Consider the following 22,852-nt stretch of genomic DNA (forward strand, 5'->3'; position numbering starts at 1 on the left):
ACCAGTGCCGCGGCAGCGCAGCTGAACCAGTTCGTCACCATGACGACCGCGCCGGGCGGGATCGCCGACACCGGCGCCCACCTGTACCACCTGACCACCGCCACCCTCGACCGCCGCGAGGACGGCTGCGAGACGGGCTGTCCCTACGACGGCATGCTGCGGGCGCTCGGCGACGACACCCCCGTCACGGTCACGGGACGGCACCGGGCCGCTGAACAGGCCCGCGCTGAACGTGCCCGGGCGGTGCGCCGCTGGCCGCTTCGCGCCCGGCACGCCGTCGACGACCTCCTCCACCGTCTCTCCTAAGAAAGGCCCGGCGGCAACCGTGTAGAGAGCAGGCGCCATCAGGACCACCCATCAGCCACGGCAGCCAAGCAGTCCCCTGCTCGGCCGCTCTGGCATGGTCGATTGGCCGCGGGAACCCGCGCTTGCTTGGAGCGCGAGGCTGAAGTGCGCGACAGCCTCAGTCGGCACGGCACAGCGAGCTGGAACGTGCCCGTCCGGTTGTCAGTGGCAGGTGGCACTCTTTGAGTATGGCCTTTCGGGGAAAGTGTTCATATCGAAGGTATTCCGACGTATACGGGCGGTCTTCCATGGGTGGTGGGCGGGTGATACTCGGTCGCCCCGCCCTTGGCGGTAATGTTCCCGCGCTTGTCCTGCGGGGAACGCAGGTAGAAGGCGTAAGCGACCGAGGCGATCTGCCCCTCGGCCTCCCAGTGGCTGTAACCCCTCGGTAGCACGCAGGGGCGCGCGGAGTGCAGCGCAAGCCAGAACGAGGGGAGCGGGCGACCCGGAGCAAGCCGGACCACCCGCACACTGCTCGCTGGACCCTGCACCGGCTCCGGCACAGTGCCCTGACGCACGACGCCGAGGTGCCGCAGTAAATCCGGCAGGCTCGGCGAGATCTTCGAGCGGGATGTCGACGTCTTCTAACACGACATCCGACTCGGGCGCCTGCGTGGCGTCGTGCTGCCCCATATGCTGTCCGCCCGGCCCTCGTCGTACCGCGGGAAAGCTCGTTGCTGCTTTCCCAGAGGGCTAGCGAGATCCGCCGCGAGCGAAACGCGGTCCCTGGCAACCCGAAGAGATCGAAGCACTGCGGGCCGGCAAACCGCATCTTTGGTAGCCGCCCCGGCCTGACGCGCCTCGCGCCGCGCCTTCATGCGAAAGGCGGTGACGAACCGGACGGTCCCCGGCTCCCAGCGGTCGTGGTAGCGCGCTTCGCATCTGATGCGAAATTCTCGCGGCGAATGTGATCTACGGAGCGTGACGATTTGGTAAGCGACAACGGGGTGGCCCCTGGGGCCGCACGGCTCCACCTGGCCGACGGGGTGCCGCTGCTGCGGCCGGAGGAGCAGGTCTTCGAAGCAATGCTGGACGGCTGGCGCAACCAGCAGCTGGCCCGGAACCTCGCGCTGTCGACCATCCATGGCCGCGAGCGAAAGGTGCGGGCGTTCGCCGCGCACGCGGATGCCTTTCCGTGGAGCTGGTCCTCGATGCTGGCGGACGAGTGGTTCGGTGACCCGCGGGCCGTCCGTGGCTGTGTCCGCTCGACGCTGCGCGGCTACCAGGTGGCGGTGCGTCTGTTCTGCGATTACGCCACCGACCCGGCCTACGGCTGGGCGGCGGAGTGTGAACGCCGCTTCGGCACCCATCCGATCCAGGTGTGTCACGAGTGGAATACCGCCGTGCACATGCAGGAGTGCGAGGCAGAGGCCCCGAAACGGGCCTTCACCCGGGATGAGTTACAGGCGTTCTTCGACCACGCCGACGACGAGGTGAGCCGGGTCCGTGGACGCGGCCGCAAGGGATGGCTGCCCGCTTTCCGCGACGCGATGCTCCTCAAGACCGCGTACGCCTACGGGCTGCGGCGCAACGAGACGCGGATGCTGGACACGGCCGACTTCGGCCGCAACCCCGAAGGGGCGGAGTTCGACGAGTACGGCGTCTGCTACGTCCGCCACGGCAAGGCGAAGAAGGGCTCGCCCCCGAAGCGCCGCAGCGTGCTGACCGTGTGGGAGTGGTCGGCCGAGATCGTCGATCAGTGGATCAGCGAGGTAAGGCCCGCGATGCGGCACGCGGACGGGCCCGCCCTATGGCCGTCCGAACGCGTCCGACGGGTCGGACTGCAACGGCTGGACTCCCGCTTCGCCGCCTACCGCGTCGACCTCGGCCTGGATGCGGTCTTGGATTTCCACTCGTTGCGAAGGTCATACGTCACCCACCTGATCGAGGACGGCTGGGATCCGCTGTTCGTGCAGCAGCAGGTCGGCCACGATCACGCGTCCACCACCTCCATCTACACCTGCGTGTCTTCCGACTTCCGCACCCGCACCCTGCGTCGCGCCCTGGACGCCACGGTCGAGGCCGCGCTCAAGCCTGCGAGGAGGGCCTGATGAAACGCCAGGTCAGCTACCAGTGGCGTCTGCGCGAGAAGATGGCTGCCGCCGGGATGTTCACCACCAGCGAGCTCGCTTCGCCGCTTGCCGAGCGCGGCATCACCCTCTCCCTCTCGCATGTCCACCGCTTGGTTACCGGGACTCCCGAGCGGCTGTCCCTGCCGGTGCTGGCCGCGCTCTGCGACATCTTCGACTGCACCCCAACCGATCTGATCGCTACCAAGGCGGAGAACGCCGTCATCCGCAAGGTCGCCACCGGCGATGCAGTCGTCGACCTGTCGGCGGTCCGTCCTAAACGTGCCCCCATCCGGCCCGAAGGATGAGCCGCACTCGCGTCCGCGCATAAGACCTGTTCTGCGCGCGATGCCGCCGGGCCGTTCGGCTCGGGGCAGCCCACTGGCCCGAGGGTTACCTCTGCGCGGGCTGCTACGGCCAGGCCCTGGAGACCTACGGAACCTGCACAGGCTGCGGTGTCGAGCGGCTCACCCCGGGCCTCGCGCCGGACGGTTGCAGGCTCTGCACCGACTGCGCCGGTGGCCTCGGCGACTTCATCTGCGGACAGTGCGGCCAGGAAGCATGACGCTACCGCCGCGGAATCTGCGGCCGATGCGTCCTGACCGAGCGCCTCCACGAACTCCTCGACGACGGCACCGGCCGCATCCGGCCCGAACTCCTCCCGCTGTTCGACACACTCCGACAGATGAAACGCCCCTGGGGCGGGCTGACCTGGACCAACCAACCGCACGTCCAGCAGAACCTGCAGGCCCTGGCCCGCAACCAAGTCGCGCTCACCCACGAGGGCTGAGCCGGCTCACGTCATGGCGGTCGGTCGCCTACCTGCGCGACCTGCTCATGCAGTGCGACGTCCTGCCGCCGGCCGACCGGCATCTGCTGCTGTTCCAGCGGTGGCTCGCCGAGAAACTGCCTACCGTCAGCGACCCCGAGCACCGCAAGCTCTTGAACCTCTTCGCCACCTGGCACATCCAACGCCGCCTCCGCACCCTGGCTGACCGTGGCCCGCTCACCAGCAGCCAGACCCAGCAGGCTCGCAACAAGCTCTACCTTGCAATCAACTTCCTCGACCACCTCACCCAGCGCGGACGCGCCCTCGCCAACTGCACCCAGGCCGATGTCGACACCTGGTACGCAGGTGGCTACACCGCCTGGCGCCTCACCCACTCCTTTCTCCGCTGGGCCATGCAGTCCAAACACATGCCGACCGTCACCATCCCGCACCGCTCGACGGCGAAACCTGCTCCGATCACCCAGCACCAACGGCTCGCGCTGCTGCGACAGCTCGTGAACCACGACGACATCCCCCTCCAGGACCGCGTGGCCGCCGTCCTTGTCCTCCTCTACGCCCAGCCGCTTACGCGGATCACCAGACTCAGCAGCGACGACGTCCAGCACGAGCACGGCAAGGCCCTCGTCCGGCTCGGCGATCCACCGTCGCCCGTTCCCGCCCCGTTCGACGGAATGCTGCTCAACTACCTGGGGCAGCGACCGAACACCAAGACCGCCCACCAACCCCGAAGCCCGATGGCTCTTCCCCGGCCGCCGGGCCGGACAGCCCATGACCCCGGAAGCCATGGCACCTCGGCTCCGCCAACTGGGGAGCCAGGGCCCGGCCAGGACGCACAGCGGCGATCCGCCAACTCGTCCTCCAAGCCCCCGCTCCGGTGATCGCCCGGATGCTCGGCTACAACGACGACCGCACCGCCCGGCTCGCCGAAGAGGCCGGAGGAACCTGGAAACGCTATGCCCCCGGAGATCACGCACGGTGACCCGCGGTCAGCGACGGATGCGTGAAGCCGGTCACGCACGACCTTCATCGCCCCGCAGGTACGCTCCCGCACGCGCTGCAGCCACTGCGGCTCCGGCGGCCTGGTCTGCGGCGGCTTCGTCGAGGCGGTCGCTGCTGGTCAGCAGGCGGTAGTAGAGGGGGGCGGAGACAGCACGGATCACCTCGTGGACATCGGTGCCCTCGGGCACCTCGCCCCGGTCGATGGCTTGCTGGACGCAGGGTGCCCACTCCTTGACGCGGATGTCGTAGAAGCGGTGCAGGGCCTCGGCTGTCTTCGCCTCGCAGGTGGCGGCGGCGATCACTGCCTTGAACAGCGCTCCTTGCCGCGGGTCGGCCAAGGTGCGCTGCACGAGCCGGGCGTTGGCCTTGAGATCACCGAGCAGCGAGCCGGTCTCGGTACGCGGCAGTGACTGCTCGGCCATGTCCACCAGCAAATCGGCCACCAGGCTGGTCACCGTTCCCCAGCGACGGTAGACGGTGGTCTTGCCCACCTCGGCCCGGCGCGCGATGTCGGCGAGGTCCAGATGGGCAAAGCCATGCTCCGCCAAGGCGTCCCCAGCCGCTCGAAGCACCGACGCCCGCACCCGCGCCGTGCGCCCTCCAGGACGGACGGTCCCTGGATCCGCACCCTCAGACTCCATAACGGGACTCCAGTTTCGTTAATAGCTCGCGCCTGCTACGTTGAGGCTCCACACTAACGGAACTGCAAGCCCATTAGTTAAGTACGGGCGGCGAGAGAGGAACAGCCATGGAATACAGGCGGCTGGGCGCATCCGGCCTCAAGGTCCCCGCACTGAGTTTCGGCGCCGGCACCTTCGGCGGCCAAGGGCCGCTGTTCGGTGCCTGGGGCAACACCGACGCGCAAGACGCACGCCGTCTCGTGGACATCTGCCTCGACGCCGGGATCACGATGTTCGACACCGCCGACGTCTACTCCAGCGGGGCCTCCGAGGAGGTGCTGGGCGAAGCGATCAAAGGCCGCAGGGACCAGGTGATCGTGTCCACCAAGACCAGCCTGCCGATGGGCGAAGGCCCAGGCGATGCAGGCTCCTCTCGTTCGCGCCTGATCACCGCATGCGAGGACGCCCTGCGCCGGCTCGGCACCGACTACATCGACCTGTTCCAGCTGCACGCCTTTGACGCCGGCACGCCGATCGAGGAAGTCCTGTCCACACTCGACGATCTAGTACGAGCAGGGAAGGTCCGCTACCTCGGCATCTCCAACTTCTCCGGCTGGCAGACGATGAAGTCCCTCTCGATCGCGGAGAGATACGGCCACCCGCGCTATGTCGCACATCAGGTCTACTACTCCCTCATCGGCCGCGACTACGAATGGGAGCTGATGCCCCTCGGGCTCGATCAGGGCCTCGGAGCCCTCGTCTGGAGCCCCCTCGGCTGGGGACGGCTCACCGGCAAAGTCCGCCGCGGCCAGCCGCTACCGACCAACAGCCGACTGCACCACACCGCGGACTACGGCCCGCCGGTCGAAGACGAACACCTCTACCGCGTGGTCGACGCCCTCGACGAGATCGTGCAGGAGACCGGCAAAAGCATTCCGCAGATCGCCATCAACTGGCTGCTGCAGCGACCGACCGTCTCCTCCGTCATCATCGGCGCCCGCGACGAGAACCAGCTTCGCCAGAACCTCGGTGCCGTCGGCTGGACGCTCACGCCCGAGCAGATGGCGAAACTCGATGCGGCGAGCGGCAAGACAGCGCCCTACCCGTACTTCCCTTACCAGCGCCAGGAAGGCTTCGCCCGCCTCAACCCACCAGCTGTCGCGCCTCCGCCCGCTGCATGACATCCGCGTCAGGTAGCTGGAGCGGTATAGCCGCGCGTCCCAGACTCGGACTGGGGGCTGCCTCGCTCAACGCCTGCCTGTCGGCACGACCACAGACGGTCACCAGGGAACCTCACACAGAGAGGAATACGCGCCAGCCGAATACGCGAGGTCGCCGGTGTCACACCCCAACGACGCCGAGCGGGCCTGGGTGAGCCTGGGCCGCCACCTCGGGTTCGTGAGCACCCGGCGGGAGACGCTGTACGGCACGGGTCCGGACAACCTCTGGGCACTCTCGGCCGCGCGGCAGGCCGTGAGCGAGCTGAAGACCGGGTGCATCACCGACACGATCGCCAAGAAGGACGCGGACCAGCTCGGCGGCAGCATCCGGTGGCTCAACAAGAACAACCCCGAGGTCAAGGCACTGCCCGTCATGGTGCACCCCAGCCGCATCTGCGACGCCAAGGCCACCCCGCAGCCGGGGATGCGCGTGGTGACGCTGGCCAAGTACGAGCTCCTGCAGCAGGCGGTCGTCCAGTACGCCGTCGCGCTTGCCAGTGACCTGGGCCGATGGGGCGAAGAGCAGGCCGTCGCCGCGCAACTCGCTCACCACAAGCTCACGGGCGACCGCTTCTTCGACACCTACTCCGAGGCCGTGCGCACCAGCACCTGACCATCACGCACCCCGCCCGAGTCGGCGATCACCTGGTACGTTCGCTGAAGGCTTGAAGGGGCAGCCGCCGACCAACGGCCGCTGCCCCTTTCTTCCTGCCGGAACGCTGTCGGCGGGAGCCGGATCCGCTGGTACCGTCGCTCGTACGGACCAGAACGGATCCCAGGTGCCGCCCTTCGAGCCGGAGGAGTACGCGCGCGTCGAGGCAGCCGCCAACATCGTCGGCAAGTCCCCCGAGGACTTCGTCCGCGATGCGGCGCTCAAGGCCGCCGACGACCCGTTCCTCAAGGCCCTCGGCCGGACCCGCGATCGCGTCCCGCAGCTCGCCGAGGTCTTCGCCACCCAGGACACTCACGCCGCTGGCACCAGCACAGGAGCGTGGCCCGACCCCGCGCCCATGGGCAGCCGCGACCTGCACGAGTTCCCGCAGCACGATCACGCCGCGTGACCCGGTTCCTCACCCCGCAAGAGCTCCTGCAGATCGCGCAGACCCTCCCAGACGACCCGGCCTGTCTCGACCTGGGCGTGCTGGACGCCGTCTGCGCCCGGGTCCAGGCCCACTACATGGGCCGCGACGTGTACGCGAGCGACTGGCTCAAGGCCGCCGCCATGCTGGAGACCATCGCGCTGCACGAGCCGCTGGAAGCGATGAACGAGTTCTTCGCCTGGCTGGTCGCCGAGACGTTCCTCAACACCAATGGCATCACGCTCGACTACGAGCCTGAGGAAGCCCTCGCGCTCGTCATGCGCGCCAAGCACAAGGGCGCCGCGTCCAGGAGGTCGCCGCGCAGTTGCGCGCTTGGTCCACCAGCTGAGGCTACGGCCCAGCTCCCGGGGCTACCCGTCTCCGTCGGTCGGCACCTCGAACGTGATGGTCTGCTCGTTGGCGGCCTTCTCCGCCGCACTCAGCCGCTCGATCTTGTACTTCTCATCCTAGGACCTCGGCCTTCAGCCCCCAGGACAGTGCGCGAGCCCGCATCCCGTTGTCCCCGGTGATGACCGTGACCGGCGCAGGGGCGAGGGCCTGCTGCAGGTGGCAGGCGCGGGCGACGATCTCATCGTCGTTATTCGGCAGCCGCACGTGCCCGGGCTCGTCCCGCAGGACGTCGACGACGGTCTCCCCGTTGTTGATGACCGCACGGCCGTCGGCCTCGATCTGGGCGAGTATCTGTTGGGCGAACGCCGTACCCGTCGTCCGCGTCGGCGGCCGACGCAGCCGCTCCAGCTCCGAGAACCGGGAGCCCTCCGGCGTCTTCAGCGTCGCCACCAGGTCACCGTTGCGGCGCAGCCAGCCCACCGCATGGTCGAACAGCGCCTTCGGGCCCTCGGCGTGCGTCCACGCCCGGCCATGCAGGAAGGTACGGAACCGGCGCGACCACTCCGCGTCCTCGTACTCGCGGTACACGTAGGCGTCCCGGATCTCCCACGACACGTCCTCGATGCCGAGTTGCGCGGCCAGGTGCTAGACCACGGCCCACGGCACGTCCAGCGGGTCGTCCGGGAGGAAGCGGCCGACGTCCAGGAAGAAGAACCGCTCCAGCTCCGGCCGGGTCGGCTCCTCGTTGAACTTGCCGTACGACGCCGCCTGCCGGACCGTAGCCAGCCCCGAAGCAGGCCCGGAGACGTTTCACCGAACCCCAGCAGCGCAGTGGATCACTGTGCTAGACCACCATGATCGTTCTCACCGATAACCGCTGTACCGATGTTCCCGAGGCCGTTACACCTGGGGCGCGGGAGGTTCGGGAGAAACGCAGGTACCCCCGCCGTGGGCGGGGGTACCTGGGGGCGTGCAGGCGCCGGTCAGGACTGCGATTGCCGGTGAATGTTCCAGGACTCCGCGGCGAGCTGCATGGGCTTGGCCCAGTCGTCGGCGCTCTGCTCGGCGATCGAGTCCCACACGCGGTGCTGGACCCGGGCCAGGGCGTCGAGGCCCCCGGTCGGGGCGAGCTTCCATGCCGGGTGAGCAGCAGCGGCGCTCTCCGCCTGCTCGGCGGTGTGGCCGTGGGCGATGAGCCAGAGCAGCCACAGCGCCGGGTCGATCCAGGCGGCTCCGAGCGAAGCCCATCCCCAGTCCACGAACAGGGCGCCGCTGTCGGTGATGAGGACGTTGTGCGGGTTCCACTCGGTGTGGAGCAGGCTATTCCCGGCGAACCAGGACAGGTCTGCCGGGTCGTCCACGAACGTCCGCAACCGGTGCGGCATCGTCTTCAGCTCGAAGCTGGGCGCGCGTACGTCGGCCAGCCGGATCATGGTGGCCATGACGGCAGGCAGGTCGAGGGAGCCGGGCGTGTAGTCGGCGTGGCCGCCTTCCACGTGTTCGAAGCCGAGCAGGCTCCAACCGTCCTCTTCGATGTGCCACAGCAGCTCCGGGGCGATGCCGCGGACGTGCGGGCCGATCTGCGCTTCCCGCTTCTGGGTCCACACTCGGGGATGATCGAGAGGCAGGCCCTTGACGAACATCGTGCGGTCGGCGGTGCGGACACGGGCTGCGACAGCGCTGTTCAGGCCCGCGCTGATGGTGCCGACGTCGACCACGGGCCCGCTGACCTTCTCGATCAGCCGCCGCACGGTGTCCGGAAGCTGGGTCAGGCGCTCGGTGGGCAATGAACTCTCCTCTTGCGGTCGGGCGCCGGGGCCGCGCACGGGCGCGGCCCCGGCAGTCGAGTTCTACTGGTAGGGGTTGTCGTCGTTGCAGCCGGGCACGGTGCCCGCGACGAGCGATGCGACGTCAGCGACCAGGGTGACGTTCTCCGGGTCCGTGACGACGGACTCCGGCTTGCGCGTCAGCTCGACCATGACAGCAGACATGCGTCTACCTCTCTCGGTGTTGGCAGTAGTTGACCAGTGGTGCCCTCGCGTCCTGGAAGATATTCGCCATCGGCCTGCATACCCGGCATGTGCCGGACAGCTTGCAGCCGCTGCATCCTCCGGTGCGAAGCATGAGGGACTCGGCGATGCCGCCGAGCCGGGCCAGACCTTTCACGCCTTCGGCGATCAGGTCGATGTTCGGTTCGCGGCCGACCTTGCAGATCGACGCCCGTCCGAACGGGTCGGCGTGGAAGAACGTCACGCCGGCCGGACAGCCGCTGAACGGCTGCCGGTTGGTGAGGTACTGGGGCGACTGCTGCGGCAGCGGCTCAGCAGTGCCGTGGATCGTCGGCGAGATGTTCGCGTACTCGCGGAACCGCACACCGAGGCGGCGCGCCCACTCGCGCATGGCCTCAGCCTCGTGCGCGTTCTCCTGAACGATGATCAGGCTGAGTCGATGTTCAGCCCGGCGTCCACGGCGTTCTGCAGGCCGGCCGCGAACCGGTCGTACGCGCCCCGGTTGCGGGTGACTGCGTCGTACGTCTCGGCGGTCGCGCCGTACACGCTCAACGTGAGCATGGTCGGCGGGTAGGTCCGCAGCAGGTTCAGCACGTGATCCTTGTGCAGCCGGGACCCGTTCGACAGGAGCTCCACCTGCATGCCGAGCTCGTGCGCGAGCCGGTACGCCTCGGGGAAGTCGGGGTCGATCAGCGGTTCCCCGCCGGTGATCTGTAGCCAGATCACGCCCGCGTCGCGCATGACGGCCAGGAGCTGGCGCTTGCCGTCCATGTCCAGGCCCTCGAAGCGCTTCTTGCCGAGATAGCACATCAGGCAGTCGTAGTCACAGCCCAGGTTGATCTCCCACGTGGCCCGGCTGAACTCGTACGGCCCGGCCTCGCGCAGCAGCAGGACATCACCGACCCGACGGCCGGCCAGGTCCACGTTCCACTGCTCCCGCACCGGGCCGGTGAGCCACGGGGGCATCGTGCCGGGGCCGGCCGCCAGGGCGCGCAGTTCCTCGAACCGGGCCCGGGGCAGCTGTACGGCCTTGGTGCTGCCCGGCCGCAGGACCAGGCGCCGCTCACCGAACGGTGTCGCAACGAGTTCGCGCACGTCATATTCCCTTCTCGTGGGACCCGGTGTCGGGCCGCTAGGGGGGTGGAGCGGCCCGACACCGGGCGTTGGAGCCTGCTCCTCACTGGAGCCCCGAACAGCCCGGTGAGGAGCAGGTGTCATGGGGTGGGCTCGCGCAGTGAGGGCAGGTAGGCGAGGAACGCGCGGCGCTCGCGCAGGTGCTCCAGCACGTGCGCGTAGGAGTCGTCGTCGGTGGTGATGGCCGGGCGGGCGATGGCGAGGATGCCGTGGGCGTAGCCCTGCGCCGCGTACCTGCAGGCCGCTGTGAAGCCGGGCCGCCGGGCGAGGGGGTGCGGCTGCCCCATGTCGGCGAACGAACCTGAAGTGACCTGCCAGCCCGCTTCTGCCGCGTACGCGGTGATCAGTTCGAGGTCCGCGTGTCGCTCGGCGCCGGGCTCCGCGAGCACGTACGGCGCGACGCGCGGCGGGCGGCCCTGGCGGACTGTCGCAGCGGTGATCTGGCCCATGTACTGCCTGCACAGCACTTCGAGCCGGGCGGCACGGGCCTGGGGTCTGAGAGGTGTCAGCACATCAATCTCTTGGGGTTGTGGCCTGCCGCCGAGAGGGAGGCTTCTCGGCGGCAGGAGCCGGGACCGCGCGCGGCGCGGGGATGAACACAGCACACCGCGCGCGGAGATCAGGAGATGTTGCTCAGGACGGAGCCGAGCAGCGTTTCGTGAGGCGCGGGCCCCGGCTTGAACTGGTCGAGGAGTTGGCGCAGCGCTGTCGGGGGTACGAGTCGGTCACCGCGGCAGGGGCGCAGCCAGTACGGGCCGGGGGGCTCCGTCGCAGTCATCGCCGGCAGAGCGATGCTGTAGGGCCGGCCGAGGCACAGGGCGTGGCGGTGCGCCGCCCATTGCTCGCTGGTGCCGGGCGGCACGAGCCAGATGAGCCAGGATCGTTGCGGGTCCTCGATGACCGGCCCGCACGCGTCGATTGGGCCCTCGCCGGTGTGCTGGATGCCGTCCATGACCTTGACGGCCGCGTAGGCCTGCGGGCCGCTGGCCGTGACCACGACGTCGAAGAAGCGCCCGCCGAGCGGGAGCTGCAGCACGTCTTGCCGCTGAAGAGACATCAGGCTGCGCACCGGGCGGCGAGGTCGACCATGTCGGGGGCGACATGCCGCGGGTCGACGGCCACGGTGGTCGTTGTGAAACCGGCCGGGGCCGGGTCCGGCAGCTCCCGGTCGGAGGCGAGTCCTCGGCGGGGCAGCTGCTCGATGGCGCTCACGCCGACTCCCCCTCGCCGGCCGGGCGCATCACCGCGGTGACCGTCTTACCTACCACCCGCCCGTCACCGTCCAGCTTCACGTCCCACGACAGACGGCCGCCGTACCGCTGCACCCACCACAGGCCGCGGCCGCGCGGGTGGGTGGCGGAGACGATCGCGTCGAAGTTGGGGAAGGTGGAGTCGGCGTCGTCCACCTCGATGCGGAGCTCTTCCGTCTCAGGGAGCACCGTCAGCCGCAGGCGTACGCAGCCGTCACTGAACGGCCTGCCGTGCCGCGCCGCGTTGTCCACGAGCTTGTCGGTGATCTGTCCGGCGAGATCGACGTCCCCGGGCCAGCGGGCCACCGTAAGGCGGGGGCGCACTCTGAAGCGGGCGTTGGGGCCGGATGCCTCGTTGGCCAGCAGCTTGGTGTTCCAGCGGTAGCGGCGCGTCTCCGGATCCGCCATCAGCGGTAACAGGGTGACCGTGGCGCTGACCGGGTGCGGTTGGGGGTGCTCGTCTCCCGTCTCGGGCGCCGCGGTGTCAACGTCCGGCGGGGTGGGGCACTGCTGCGTTGGGGGGTTCACAGGGGGCTCCCTGGTTTCTGTACTCCGTCGGGGCTCAGACGGTCGGTTTCGGCGCCCTACCCGTCCCTCGAGGTGAAAGGACGGGCAGGGCCGTCAGCTGCCAACCACGCGGGAGCGGCTGGCCGGTAACCAGCTAACTCCGCTGCGTTGCATGCTGGTTAGGGCGATACGGTCCGGATCCCGCTGACCGCCCTAGGGCGATTTGAGCTGCTTTACCTGACGGGCCGTCGGCATACCGCTACGGTGCGCCTATGAACGCCACGCGCAACGAGGCTCTTGAGGCGTGGATGGAGGAGCACTGCTACAGCTCCAACAGCCTGGCTGAGGCGGTGAACAAGGCCCTGGAACGCCTTACCGGACGGCTCGGCGGACTGGACGGCTCCTCCGTCCGGGACTGGAAGGCGGGCAGGGTCAAATGGCCCAAATCCGCCACCCGCAGAGCACTTGAGGACGTCAGCGGCTTGCCCGCCACCGTCTTAGGGTTCGTGCCACGGGGCCGGACTCCGTCCGCCCCAGCCGCACAGCAGGAGGACCCCGATATGAAGCGCCGTACCCTCGTCGGCGGCATCGCTGCTGCTGCCGCCGCAGCTGCAGCAGCCCCCGGCCCGACAGGACCCCGCCGCATCGGCATGAGCGACGTCGACCGCCTACAGCGACGCTTCGCCGACATCATCGCCAGTGACCACCGTTACGGCGGCCAGCTCGGCATCGAACAACGGGCCGCCGCGCTCGCCGGCGAGGCGCTGAACCTGCAACTTGTCGGCAGCGCCACCCAGCGCGTACGCAACAACCTGTATGCCTGCGCAGCCGCCTTCCGTTCCTCCGCCATGTGGGCCGCGATCGACGGTCGCCGCTATGCCGAAGCGCAGACACACATGAAAGGCGAGCAGCCACACCGGCCGATAGTCGTCGGGGTCGGCGCGCTGCATGGCCTCCTGCGCCTGGTCGAAGGCGCGGCGGGTGCCGGAGCGGTCCTGCGCTGCGCCGTAGATTCGTAGTCGCCGAGGGCCAGGTGTGCGGAGAGTGCGAGCGAGTCCAGTTCGGCCTGATCGTAGGATGACGGTCATCGCCGCTGCCGTCCTCACCCTGGAGCGTCAACGCTGAAAACGCTCACTGACTGGAATTCGGTGTGTGAGCGAGCTGTTGCGGATCGCGAGAGGACTGCGCTCTGCTCGGGCTGAGGGCGAGGGGGCGAGTCTTCCGTCAGGGGCTCAAAGGGCTGTGACTCGGGAAAAGCGAACGATTGCAGCAGGTCCCCCGGTGCAGGCCCGCGCTTCCACCCAGACCCGCTCATCGCGAGAGGCAAGCGCATCGGCTTCGTCACCCTGGACGACGGCACCGGCATGACCGACTCGGCCTTCTTCCCGGAGCCAGAAAGCCCAGCGACCCGACTCGAGAGTCGGGTCGCTTAGCTCATAGCTAACAGGTCAGCTGCCTACTGCGTGGAGGTGCCGGCCGCCGACATCGCCTATCTTCTTCGGGTTCAGTCGGTAGACCTTCACCGTGCCGATGCTGCCGCGTTCCTCCAGCCAGCCTTCCTCAACCAGTTCGCGCCTGGTTCGGGAGAAGACCGGAGGCTTCATCCCCGCAATCTCGGCCAGTTGCGTCGCGCGGATCATCACCGCACCATCAGGGTTCTGCTCGGACGACGCGTACAGCATGACCACGATCCGTTGGTTCGGCGTGAGGACGCCGCCCGTCATTCTGAGCAGCCGCTGGACGTCGTCGCCGCTGTTGATCCTGGTCATGCCTCGTCGCCCTTCGTGGTCTTCCGCCGGTGGTCCCGTGGCTGTCGCACCGTCGTCTCCGGCGGATTCCAGTCCTTCACGGCTTCGCGGTGTGCGAAGCCGCTGCCGATGAATGCCAGGTACGGCGTACACCGGTAGAACGTCGTACGGCCAAGGCCACCTGCCTCAACAAGCAGCCGGGCTGTCTTCAGCACTTTCACGGTACGGGTGAGCGTGTCGGGGCTCATCCCGAGTTCCTTCGCGACGTCGGCGCCGGTCATCATCACGGCGCCCTGGCTCTCCTCGGTGGCGAACCAGTACCAGACCAGCACCCTGAACTCTCGGTGGTCAGGCCCGAGACAGCCGAGGCCAGTTCGCGTCCCCGACGGAGGGTCTGGTGCAGGTTCAGGTGACAGGTTCGGTCACGCGGCCTGGAGGGCCGGTGTGGTCATGACGGTCTCGAATTCGACGGGTGTCAGCCGGACGAGTGCGGCTTGTCGGCGGCGCCGGTGATAGGTCCGCTCGAGCCAGGACACGATCGCGATCCGCAGTTCTTCGCGGGTGGCCCAGCTCCGGCGGTCGAGGACGTTCTTCTGCAGCAGGCTGAAGAAGGACTCCATGGCCGCGTTGGCGCCGGCTGCCCCGACTCTCCCTATCGATCCGACCATGCGGTGCCGTTCGAGGGCCCGGACGAACTTCCGGGACCGGAACTGCGAGCCGCGATCGCTGTGCAGGATGCACCCGTCGACGTGTTCACGTCGGGCCACGGCGTTGTCGAGGGCGGTCACGGCCAGGCGGGACTTCATCCGCGCGTCGATGGAGTAACCCACGATCCTGTTGCTGAACACATCCTTGATAGCGCAGAGATACAGCTTGCCTTCGCCGGTGGCGTGTTCGGTGATGTCGGCGAGCCACAGCCGGTTCGGGCCGGTCGCGGTGAAGTTGCGGCTCACGAGGCGTCGTGCACCGGCGGGCCTGCCTTCTTGTCCCGGCCACGCTTCTTACCGAACACGCTCCACCAGCGGTTGTCCCGGCAGATCTGCCACGCGGTCCGGTCCGCCATCCGAGCCCCGGCACCACGCGCTTCATCGGCCAGGAAGCGGTAGCCGAATTCCGGGTCGTCGCGGTGAGCGTCGAACAGTGCGTTCGCGCGATACGACTCCTCCAGTACGGCGTCGGCCACCGGCTTGTCGAGCCAGCGGTAGTAGGGCTGTCTGGCGAGCTTCAGCACCCGGCACGTCACCGTGACGGGCACCCCGTCCACGGCCAGCTCCTTCACGAGCGGGTAGATCCTTTTTCCGGCAGATGCGCCTGCGACAGATAGGCCGCGGCCCGGCGCAGGACCTCGTTCTCCTGCTCCAGCAGCTTGATCCGCCGACGCGCTTCCCGCAGTTCCGCGCTCTCCTGGCTGGTCACCCCGGGCTTGGACCCGTCATCGATGTCCGCCCGGCGCATCCACTTCCACAACGTCATCGGGTGAACCCCGAAATCGGTGGCCACCTGCTCCACCGTGACACCCGGGCCGCGGTTCCTCGCGACTCGCACGACGTCCTCGCGGAACTCTTCCGGATAAGGCTTGGGCACAGCGACATCCTTCCCACCCGCCCTACGAGGCAAGCTAGTTCAGATGTCACCCGATCGTGCAGCAGACCCGGATGCCCACATTGATGTGTGGACCGTCGAACGCATAAGGAGCCTGAGGCACCTCTTCCAGCTCGCCTGTGAGCCGATCAAGGTACGTGAGCACCCTTCTGGCTGGCTGCGCCATGCGATCCCTCCGAGACTGATCAGAACGGCAACCGATCCGACGGACGTGCAGGCTCAGTTACCACATAGAACATTACCGGATTGCTAAGTGTTGCCGCTGTGAAGACGTGTCAGTACGCGTGTTGCTCATTAGCACATAGCTAAGCGAACCGACTCTGGGAACGAGATATCCCGATCCCCGAGTCGCGTCGTCCCGACTCCCGGGTCGGGAATGCCGTTTCCCCAGTCGAGTATGCCGACTCCCAAGCCGGATCGAACCCTGCATATCTGCAGGTCAGAGGCTTGCTCGGGTTACGTCCTCTTACTGCAACTGAAGCAAGTCCCTCCCCTCTGCCGTTCACACGGGACGCCCTGCGGGCCGTCGGCTCCGCCGCCGGTCCTCGGGGTACTCACCACCGGACTCCGAGTCAGTGCAGCTCCTCCGGGGGCCAAGGACGCAACAGCAACGAACCATGGTTGGGCCGACTGCGTGGCTGAGGTGGCATACGTGCACGTGCTCGCACAGCGAACCCGCCATCGTGGCGTGCTTTCTGTGGCTAATGCCAGTGGTGGGTGCAGGGACGTCGAGCGCGAGTTGCCCACCTGTCTAGGACAACTTCCCTCGGCCAGCAACGCCCCATGGTCCTTCGCAGTCCACCCAACCGCACAGGCCCATCGCATCGGATCGGCCGTTTACGACTGCCGCTTCGGTGACATTCACAGCCCCGGCCCACCCGAACGACCGATAGTCGGCATTGCGCTGGCGGCCGTCGACGCCATCGCCGTGCCGCGCCCACACCCCCACGGCCGCCGACCGCGCCCGCTCAGCCAACCGGTCGACGCCGTCAGCGCCGTAGGCCCGGATCACTGAGGCCCGCCATCGCTTGCGCGGCGGTGTCCATGGCCTGGCGCATTTCGTCAGTGATATCACCGGGTCGGAGCTCGCTCATCGCCCCACCTTGGACGACCGGCCCCAGCGATGGCCATACCGGAGGGTCACCAACCTGGTCACCCCGTGGCCGACGCTCTGGCCAGCCAGTGATCACCCGTGGCAGGCTCTTGCTCTCCAGACGAGGGGAGTGTCCCGATGCAGGGCTGGGCGGAGACAGAAGGCGAAGTGTGTGCCGACTGCCAGGCAGGACCGAGTCCCGAGAACGCCTGCGTCGGGGGTGGGACGCCCTACGAGATGTGGCACACGCCCGACTGCCCGCCGTACGTCATCATGCGGATCAACTGGGAGGCGGGCGCCCGGCAGGTCAAGGAACAGGAAGAGCGTGGGCTAAGGAAGTCTTCCCGGCCGCGTTCGAACGCCTGAAGCAGGCCGCCGCCGCGATCCCGCCGGGCACAGCGGCTCAGCCGTTCGTCGACGCTCTGACCGAGTTGGTCCAGGCGCAGGCCGACACCACTGGCTTCGTCGTCCTGCGCCTGTGGGCGGAGATCTGGAGCGGCACTTCCCGCCGGAGCTCCCCGACCCCGACTACACCACTGAGTAGACCCGACCACGCTGGTCAGCGGGTGCTGTGTCGCTATGCGCCTTCCGGAGCGGGGAGCTGGATCCCCCTGGCGCGCGAGACCCAGTGGGTGCGTTGCCGTGACGGCAGCAGGCTGTAGTCAAGGGTGCGTAGCCCTGATCCCTCGGTGAGGTGCCAGGGCGCGATCCTCCACAGCCCATCCCGGTCGGGGAACGGCTCGACCGGGCAGCCGGTCAGCACTAGGTCCCAGCGATCCGTGCTCCCGTTGTCACGGTCGTCTTCCGCCGTCACCGTGCCGAGCACTCTATGCGGCAGCTCCTGCCCGGCCTGCTTCGCCATGAAGTTCTCCGAGAGTTCTTTGATGGTGAATTCGCGCTGCAGGTAGACGTCCGGGCTTGTCTCGCGGGGTTCCAGGACGATGACGCCGGCGGCATTGGGCCGCCTGTCCTCATCGGCCACGACCAGGTCGCCGTCGAACCGTACCTGCACGCGCCGGTCGCTGAGGTTCTCCAGGACCAGGACCTGCTGCAACACGAGACGGTTGGCGCCATCTTGCTGCTCGGGGAAGTGCCAGGTGTGCCCCTGCGGCCAAGGGTTGCACGGCATCCCCATGTTGGTCGCCGCCAGCGGCTGCCACGGCGGGGGACTGAGCTTGAGGGTGACGTCCGGGGCCTGGGAGTCGAGTCGGCTGCGGATGGCGTCGGCGGCCATGAGCTGGCTGACCTTCAGTGCTTTGCGCGTGAGGTATCCCTGCCACACGACGCCACCCAGGGCCAGGGTGGTGCCGATCGAACTGAGTGCGTCCCAGATTTCTGACATGGCGGAGATTGTGGCCCCACCCGTACGGGCGCGCGCCAGCGGCTCCCGTTGAAGCTCCCCGACCCCGACCACGCTGCCGCCAACCCTGACCATGGCCCCGACCACGGCTGGTCAGCGTGCTGGCGTACCGCGTCGACCGCCCGCGCGCCCGGTGGTCCCCGAGGAAGTTTTCGGGGAAGGTGCCTCCTTCGAGGGCGTCGCCGGCGCTTCGGCCGTATCGGTGCCGAGCGTCTCCCCGCGCGCCCTCCGGGCCTTGCTGACGGACTCCTGCAGGACTACTTCGCCGACCACCCGAGACACCGATCCCGCGGGGGAGGATCGGCGGGACGCTCACCAGCGTCCGCGCGGTACGCCGCCGGACCGGCCCGGACAACAACACCCGGCTGCTTGAACTCGACGACCACGTCCGGGACTACCGGATCGCGTCTGTCCTTGTGGAGGGGCTGAGGCGGGTCTTCGCGCTTGCCGACGCCCGTTCAGACCTCCTGCGCCAGGTACCAGCCGGTCCGTGACCGGCGGGCGGCGCCTCTGTCCCGGTGTCCGGCGGCGACGGGCTGCACAGTACGGCTGTGCAGCCCGTCCGCGCTCACGCACGCGACGGCTAGTCACCTCACCAGCGGCACGACGATCGCCAGCACGGCGATGCACAGCGTCATGACGCTGAGGGCCACGAAGCTGCCCCAGCCGATCGCCTTGTCCACCGGGGCCTTGACCAGGCGGGCGATGCCGAACCCGATGAGGCCGGCGACGGCGGAGAGGAGAAAGCACATGCCCAGCACGAGCATCAGGATCACGAGCAGTTGCACGGTCACGCGGCACCCCGCTGCTTGCGGTGGCGGGTGCCGGCCTTCGTGTGAAGCTGCTCGGGGATCCAGATACGCCGCTCACGGGCCGCGTCGTACAGGACGCCACGGAAGCGGGTCTTGCGCATCCGGACCGCCCCGTGGGTGATGTGCAACGCGTCCGCGATCTCGGTGTCCACGTAGCCTTCGACGGTCATGCGGATGACGGCCTGGGTGACCGGGGGCTGTTCGTTCAGGATGTCCTCGAAGCTGGTGCTGAGGACGGCGGCCTCGGGCTCGGAGAGGTAGCCGGCCTCCAGGAGCGGGCCGAAGAGCTTCGGGTTCGCGTGCGCGGCCTCCTCCGAACCGTCGTACAGCGCGTGCTGCTTGGCCCACTCCTGGCGGTTCTTCGCCCACCTCGTGTACACCCGGCGGAACTCCCAGATGCACTGGCCCACGAAGTACGTGGTCAGGCAGCTGGCCCCTCGCCCCTGCTTGTAGTCGGGGTTCCATCCGCCCTTGACCAGTGCCTTACGCCGGAACGACGTCCGCGCCCGCAGCACCACGTCGACGAGGATCTCGTCACGGGCCCCGGGATCCGAGCGCAGCAGCGCGTAGTCGTCGGGGTGGATCCAGAACGGGAGGCCCCGCTCCGCGCACCACTTCAGCGCGATCCGGGCGAGCCGGCCCTCGCGGAGCATGCCGCGCAGGATCGGCCAGGCCTCCCCGCACAGCTCGTCCTCGAACACCTTGTAGGTCGGCCCCTCGAAGCCGCCCGCGGCCAGCTCGCTGACCCGGGCGGCATCCCTCCGGATCCGGGCCGACCGCCCTGGCGCACGTGTTACGGATTCATGGCCCGCTGGGCCGCCGCCATCGGACAGATCCGTGACCAGCTCCGCAAACGCATCCGCCGCGAGATGGGCAAGGCGCCCGGAGCGGTCGCCACCGTCATCGACTCCCAGTCGATCAAGGCCGCCGACACCGTCGGCAAGGACTCCCGCGGCTACGACGCCGGCAAGAAAATCAACGGCCGCAAGCGACACCTGGTCGTGGACACCAAGGGCCTGCCGCTGTTCGTCATGGTCACCCCGGCCGACATGACCGACCGCAACGCGGCCAAGGAAGTGCTGTTCCGGCTGCGGCTGATGCACCCAGAGATCACCATCGTCTGGGCCGACTCCGCCTACGCCGGACAGCTCGTGACCTGGGCGAAGACTCACCTGAACCTGACGATCAAGACCGTCAGCCGCCCGAAGAACGTCCCCGGATTCGTCGTTCTGCCCCGGCGCTGGGTCGTCGAACGCTCCCACGCCTGGATCATGCACGCCCGCAGACACGCGCGCGACTACGAACGGCTCATCCAGCACTCGGAGTCGCTCATCACCTGGGCCGCGATCACCCTCATGACCAGGCGCATCACCCGCCGAAGCTCCCGCAGGAGCGGACAGCCGGCCTCCCGCGAGGCCCAACGCGACTGATCATCTCGGCACTGACGCTCAGCAGTCCCATCAAGAGGCCACCGGGCCCTCGAACCGGCCTCATTGTCGCACCCCCACGACAGCTCCATCAGCGCAACCGGCAACACAGGGGCCCGATTTCGGCATATGCCGAAAGAGCCCATACGCGTGATCACTGGCTGGCTCACCGCTTTCCCCACCTTCTACAGTGCGGAACGAGGTGATCACCAGGGGTAACGGAGTCAACTGGGGAGGAAACGTTCATGCCCAAAACGGAGGTGTTGCGGGCGTACCGGCTCACCCTGGACCCCTCCGATGCCGAGCTTGCCGCCCTGTCCCGCTATGCCGGCGCCTGCCGATGGGCCTACAACTACGCCTTGGCCAAGAAGACCCAAGCCCATCAGGCATGGGCCGACCGCCGGACCGCCTACCTCGAAGCGGGACTGAGCGAAGCCGAGGCGAAGGAGCGGATCAAAGCCGACGGCGCCGAGCTCACCGACCGCATCAAGGTGTGGGACCACCACCGCAAGAGCCTCACTCTCACCGTCGCCGGAAAGCCACCGCTGCCCCCGATGCAGCCCCCGGCCGGGCAGGAGGCCCTCGTCCGCCAACTGGCCGCCGCCCGCGCCAACGCCGCCGGTACCAACCGTGAACGCGAACTCCTGGCCGAAGGCCGAGCCACGGTGAACGCGCTCAAGGCCCAGGCGTTCAGCGCCGGCTTCCGCACGCCGACCGCCACCGACACCAGCGCCCTGTGGCGGATGGAACGGGATCTGCCCAGGGAGGAGGGCGGCAGCCCTTGGTGGGCCGAGGTCAACGTCTACTGCTTCACCTCCGGCTTCGACCGCGCCCAGGTCGCCTGGAAGTACTGGCAGGACTCGCTCGCCGGCCGCCGAGCCGGCCGGCGCCAGGGATACCCCCGCTTCAAGAAGAAGGGCCAAGCAGAATCGTTCGCTCTCTTCCACGACGTGAAGAGGCCGATCATCCGCCTGGAGGGCTACCGGCGCCTGGTGATGCCAGGCCTGGGCAGCATCCGCATCCACGACTCCGGCAAGCGCCTCGCGCGGCTCGTAGAGCGTGGGCGGGCAGTCATCCAGTCCGTGACCGTCACCCGCGGCGGCCACCGCTGGTACGCCTCCGTGCTGGCCAAGGTCCAACAGGACGTGCCCGTGCTGTGGGAACACGTCCACGACGACGGCACCCGCACCCCGTACCTGAGCCGCACCCAGGCCGAGAAGGCCGCCGGGAACGGCGGACGCGTCGAGCAGATCGGCCGCCCCACCGCCCGCCAGCGCGGCGGCGGGATCGTCGGCGTCGACCTCGGCTCACACCACCTGGCCGCCCTGTCCAGCCCCCTCGACCCGGCCGACCCCGCCACCGCCCTCGTACAGCACCCCCCTCTACTCGTCGACAGCCTGGCCAAGCTCGTGAAGGCCCAGCGCGCGATGTCCCGTTGCCAACAGGGGTCGGGGCGGTGGAGGAAGGCCACCGCCCGGGTCTCCCGCGTCCACCAGCAGATCACGGTGCGACGCGCTTCGTTCCTGCACGGCCTGTCCAAGAAGCTGGCCACCGCCTTCACGCACGTGGCGATCGAGGACCTGGACATCATCGCTCTCACCACCTCGGCCAAGGGCACCCGGGACAAGCCGGGTAAAAACGTCAAGGCCAAGGCCCGCCTCAACCGGCATCTCCTGGACGCCGGCCTGGGCAGCCTGCGCAAGAAGCTCGCATACAAGACTGCCTGGTACGGCTCGCAACTCCTCGTCCTCGACCAAGGAGAGCCCGTCACCGGCACCTGCGCGAAGTGCAAGGAGCGAAACCCAAGCTCCGACCCATCGTGCAACACGTTCCACTGCCCCTCGTGCGGGGCCGTCGTACACCGATACGAGAACAGCACCGCGAACATCGTCGACGCGGCGCACAGGAAACTCAGGACGGTCGCCTCCGATAGGGGGGAGACCCAAAACGCTCGCCGAGCCCCTGCAAATCCTGGAGCCCGCAAAGCTCCCGGGCAAAGGGCGTTGAAACGAGAAGACACCGGCTGACGCCGGTGCCACCCCCGGGGAGCGATCCCCGGGCGTCCCACAACAGCACCAACCAACGCGGCAGGGCAGCTACCGCCGAAGGCCACTAGGCCATTCGGCCGCCGCTCCTACGCGCCTGGGACGATCCGTGTTCTGGCAGATCGCCAGCTGCACAACGATGCTTCGGACGAGTGAGTGCCTCCCACTCACTCTCCGTCGGAGACCGTCCGCCACGCACATTGAACGCCCCGACGTCGGTTTCACCCCTCCACGTCTACTGCACGGCCAGGCTCCGGCGCCTCGTTCTGACAGGCCAAGGTTCAGAAACAGGCACTGAGAGGTCGTTTTCACCTGGACTGTCCGTGTATCCGGGGTTTTTCGGACGGTCGGGTTGTGGTGCCGGTGCTGCTGGAGATGCGGGGTGATTCTTG

General features: G+C 68.3%; 23 protein-coding genes and 4 pseudogenes. 11 read left to right on the forward strand and 16 right to left on the reverse strand.

The features are described from left to right. The 4 genes from ACZ4SF_RS37390 to ACZ4SF_RS37405 all read left to right on the forward strand — a co-directional run. On the forward strand, positions 1 to 306 hold a 306-nt coding region (locus ACZ4SF_RS37390), incomplete at its 5' end, for a hypothetical protein (protein ID WP_468393398.1). Positions 307 to 1,274: 968 nt separating this feature from the next. Then, entirely contained in the window at positions 1,275 to 2,396 is a 1,122-nt protein-coding gene (locus ACZ4SF_RS37395; RefSeq protein WP_468393399.1) for a tyrosine-type recombinase/integrase, read from the forward strand. Next, positions 2,396 to 2,722: a helix-turn-helix domain-containing protein gene (locus ACZ4SF_RS37400; protein ID WP_468393400.1), complete on the forward strand. Its 327-nt coding sequence runs from the start codon at positions 2,396 to 2,398 to the stop codon at positions 2,720 to 2,722. The genes ACZ4SF_RS37395 and ACZ4SF_RS37400 overlap by 1 nt, the downstream gene beginning before the upstream one ends. Positions 2,723 to 3,251: 529 nt before the next feature. Continuing rightward, entirely contained in the window at positions 3,252 to 4,082 is an 831-nt protein-coding gene (locus ACZ4SF_RS37405; protein WP_468393401.1) for a site-specific integrase, read from the forward strand. A 132-nt stretch (positions 4,083 to 4,214) separates the two neighbouring features. Here ACZ4SF_RS37405 and ACZ4SF_RS37410 read toward each other — a convergent pair whose 3' ends face one another. Then, complete coding sequence (locus ACZ4SF_RS37410; protein WP_468393402.1) at positions 4,215 to 4,844, reverse strand: TetR/AcrR family transcriptional regulator; 630 nt, start codon at positions 4,842 to 4,844, stop codon at positions 4,215 to 4,217. A 107-nt stretch (positions 4,845 to 4,951) separates the two neighbouring features. On the opposite strand from ACZ4SF_RS37410, the gene ACZ4SF_RS37415 reads away from it, so the two are divergent. The 4 genes from ACZ4SF_RS37415 (at position 4,952) to ACZ4SF_RS37430 (ending at position 7,652) form a co-directional block, all read left to right on the forward strand. Next, on the forward strand, positions 4,952 to 6,004 hold the full coding sequence (locus tag ACZ4SF_RS37415) for an aldo/keto reductase (RefSeq protein ID WP_468393403.1): 1,053 nt from the start codon (positions 4,952 to 4,954) through the stop codon (positions 6,002 to 6,004). Between the two features lie 157 nt (positions 6,005 to 6,161). After that, positions 6,162 to 6,656 (forward strand): hypothetical protein, encoded by a 495-nt coding sequence (locus tag ACZ4SF_RS37420; RefSeq protein WP_468393404.1) that lies wholly within the window; start codon positions 6,162 to 6,164, stop codon positions 6,654 to 6,656. Positions 6,657 to 6,822: 166 nt separating this feature from the next. Next, positions 6,823 to 7,104 (forward strand): type II toxin-antitoxin system TacA family antitoxin, encoded by a 282-nt coding sequence (locus ACZ4SF_RS37425; protein ID WP_468393405.1) that lies wholly within the window; start codon positions 6,823 to 6,825, stop codon positions 7,102 to 7,104. Continuing rightward, the gene (locus ACZ4SF_RS37430) at positions 7,101 to 7,652 is read left to right on the forward strand and encodes a hypothetical protein (RefSeq protein ID WP_468393406.1); all 552 of its coding nucleotides are present in this window, start codon (positions 7,101 to 7,103) and stop codon (positions 7,650 to 7,652) included. Before ACZ4SF_RS37425 ends, ACZ4SF_RS37430 begins: the two co-directional genes overlap by 4 nt. On the opposite strand, the pseudogene ACZ4SF_RS37435 reads toward ACZ4SF_RS37430, so the two are convergent. From ACZ4SF_RS37435 to ACZ4SF_RS37475, 9 genes and pseudogenes are all read right to left on the reverse strand, one after another. Continuing rightward, positions 7,585 to 8,259: pseudogene (locus tag ACZ4SF_RS37435) on the reverse strand (DUF4158 domain-containing protein). The gene ACZ4SF_RS37430 and the pseudogene ACZ4SF_RS37435 sit on opposite strands and share 68 nt — an antisense overlap. A 197-nt stretch (positions 8,260 to 8,456) precedes the next feature. Beyond that, positions 8,457 to 9,260 carry a protein kinase family protein gene (locus ACZ4SF_RS37440; RefSeq protein ID WP_468393407.1) on the reverse strand — a complete coding sequence of 268 codons (804 nt, stop codon included), beginning with the start codon at positions 9,258 to 9,260 and terminating at the stop codon, positions 8,457 to 8,459. A gap of 63 nt (positions 9,261 to 9,323) precedes the next feature. Then, entirely contained in the window at positions 9,324 to 9,464 is a 141-nt protein-coding gene (locus ACZ4SF_RS37445; protein WP_468393408.1) for a hypothetical protein, read from the reverse strand. Between the two features lie 4 nt (positions 9,465 to 9,468). Next, complete coding sequence (locus ACZ4SF_RS37450; RefSeq protein ID WP_468393409.1) at positions 9,469 to 9,873, reverse strand: hypothetical protein; 405 nt, start codon at positions 9,871 to 9,873, stop codon at positions 9,469 to 9,471. Positions 9,874 to 9,908: 35 nt separating this feature from the next. Then, positions 9,909 to 10,577, reverse strand: a complete 669-nt coding sequence (locus tag ACZ4SF_RS37455) for a radical SAM protein (RefSeq protein WP_468393410.1) — start codon at positions 10,575 to 10,577, stop codon at positions 9,909 to 9,911. 119 nt (positions 10,578 to 10,696) lie between these two features. Further along, positions 10,697 to 11,128 (reverse strand): hypothetical protein, encoded by a 432-nt coding sequence (locus ACZ4SF_RS37460; RefSeq protein ID WP_468393411.1) that lies wholly within the window; start codon positions 11,126 to 11,128, stop codon positions 10,697 to 10,699. A gap of 107 nt (positions 11,129 to 11,235) precedes the next feature. Beyond that, positions 11,236 to 11,652 (reverse strand): hypothetical protein, encoded by a 417-nt coding sequence (locus ACZ4SF_RS37465; protein WP_468393412.1) that lies wholly within the window; start codon positions 11,650 to 11,652, stop codon positions 11,236 to 11,238. 20 nt (positions 11,653 to 11,672) lie between these two features. Next, positions 11,673 to 11,828: a hypothetical protein gene (locus tag ACZ4SF_RS37470; RefSeq protein WP_468393413.1), complete on the reverse strand. Its 156-nt coding sequence runs from the start codon at positions 11,826 to 11,828 to the stop codon at positions 11,673 to 11,675. Continuing rightward, positions 11,825 to 12,394: a hypothetical protein gene (locus tag ACZ4SF_RS37475; protein WP_468393414.1), complete on the reverse strand. Its 570-nt coding sequence runs from the start codon at positions 12,392 to 12,394 to the stop codon at positions 11,825 to 11,827. Before ACZ4SF_RS37475 ends, ACZ4SF_RS37470 begins: the two co-directional genes overlap by 4 nt. A gap of 251 nt (positions 12,395 to 12,645) precedes the next feature. Here ACZ4SF_RS37475 and ACZ4SF_RS37480 point away from each other — a divergent pair. Continuing rightward, positions 12,646 to 13,284 (forward strand): annotated as a pseudogene (locus ACZ4SF_RS37480) (XRE family transcriptional regulator); the annotation flags it as partial. 537 nt (positions 13,285 to 13,821) lie between these two features. Here ACZ4SF_RS37480 and ACZ4SF_RS37485 read toward each other — a convergent pair. From ACZ4SF_RS37485 to ACZ4SF_RS37510, 6 genes and pseudogenes are all read right to left on the reverse strand, one after another. Continuing rightward, positions 13,822 to 14,142: a replication initiation protein, RepL2 gene (locus ACZ4SF_RS37485; protein ID WP_468393416.1), complete on the reverse strand. Its 321-nt coding sequence runs from the start codon at positions 14,140 to 14,142 to the stop codon at positions 13,822 to 13,824. Beyond that, positions 14,139 to 14,453, reverse strand: coding sequence for a hypothetical protein (locus ACZ4SF_RS37490; protein WP_468393418.1), 315 nt, complete (start codon positions 14,451 to 14,453; stop codon positions 14,139 to 14,141). The genes ACZ4SF_RS37485 and ACZ4SF_RS37490 overlap by 4 nt, the downstream gene beginning before the upstream one ends. A gap of 90 nt (positions 14,454 to 14,543) precedes the next feature. Beyond that, positions 14,544 to 15,705, reverse strand: a pseudogene (locus tag ACZ4SF_RS37495) (IS3 family transposase). 1,688 nt (positions 15,706 to 17,393) lie between these two features. After that, a complete protein-coding gene (locus tag ACZ4SF_RS37500) occupies positions 17,394 to 18,158 on the reverse strand; it encodes a hypothetical protein (RefSeq protein WP_468393420.1) in 765 nt (254 codons plus the stop codon). A 605-nt stretch (positions 18,159 to 18,763) separates the two neighbouring features. Further along, complete coding sequence (locus ACZ4SF_RS37505) at positions 18,764 to 18,970, reverse strand: hypothetical protein (protein ID WP_468393421.1); 207 nt, start codon at positions 18,968 to 18,970, stop codon at positions 18,764 to 18,766. Further along, positions 18,967 to 19,689 (reverse strand): hypothetical protein, encoded by a 723-nt coding sequence (locus tag ACZ4SF_RS37510; RefSeq protein ID WP_468393425.1) that lies wholly within the window; start codon positions 19,687 to 19,689, stop codon positions 18,967 to 18,969. Before ACZ4SF_RS37510 ends, ACZ4SF_RS37505 begins: the two co-directional genes overlap by 4 nt. Before the next feature lie 6 nt (positions 19,690 to 19,695). Here ACZ4SF_RS37510 and ACZ4SF_RS37515 point away from each other — a divergent pair. After that, positions 19,696 to 20,569 (forward strand): annotated as a pseudogene (locus tag ACZ4SF_RS37515) (IS5 family transposase); the annotation flags it as partial. A 91-nt stretch (positions 20,570 to 20,660) separates the two neighbouring features. After that, the gene (locus tag ACZ4SF_RS37520; protein WP_468393423.1) at positions 20,661 to 22,442 is read left to right on the forward strand and encodes an RNA-guided endonuclease TnpB family protein; all 1,782 of its coding nucleotides are present in this window, start codon (positions 20,661 to 20,663) and stop codon (positions 22,440 to 22,442) included. Positions 22,443 to 22,852 lie beyond the last annotated feature (410 nt).

It is taken from the genome of Streptomyces sp. NPDC027663 (assembly GCF_055566415.1).

Excerpts from the sequence above, each read along its gene's own strand:
- ACZ4SF_RS37415 (WP_468393403.1), top strand. The coding sequence starts at position 4,952 with ATGGAATACAGGCGGCTGGGCGCATCCGGCCTCAAGGTCCCCGCACTG.
- ACZ4SF_RS37485 (WP_468393416.1), bottom strand. The coding sequence starts at position 14,142 with ATGACCAGGATCAACAGCGGCGACGACGTCCAGCGGCTGCTCAGAATG.
- ACZ4SF_RS37410 (WP_468393402.1), bottom strand. The coding sequence starts at position 4,844 with ATGGAGTCTGAGGGTGCGGATCCAGGGACCGTCCGTCCTGGAGGGCGC.
- ACZ4SF_RS37400 (WP_468393400.1), top strand. The coding sequence starts at position 2,396 with ATGAAACGCCAGGTCAGCTACCAGTGGCGTCTGCGCGAGAAGATGGCT.
- ACZ4SF_RS37445 (WP_468393408.1), bottom strand. The coding sequence starts at position 9,464 with ATGTCTGCTGTCATGGTCGAGCTGACGCGCAAGCCGGAGTCCGTCGTC.
- ACZ4SF_RS37500 (WP_468393420.1), bottom strand. The coding sequence starts at position 18,158 with ATGTCAGAAATCTGGGACGCACTCAGTTCGATCGGCACCACCCTGGCC.
- ACZ4SF_RS37520 (WP_468393423.1), top strand. The coding sequence starts at position 20,661 with ATGCCCAAAACGGAGGTGTTGCGGGCGTACCGGCTCACCCTGGACCCC.
- ACZ4SF_RS37405 (WP_468393401.1), top strand. The coding sequence starts at position 3,252 with ATGCAGTGCGACGTCCTGCCGCCGGCCGACCGGCATCTGCTGCTGTTC.
- ACZ4SF_RS37450 (WP_468393409.1), bottom strand. The coding sequence starts at position 9,873 with ATGCGCGAGTGGGCGCGCCGCCTCGGTGTGCGGTTCCGCGAGTACGCG.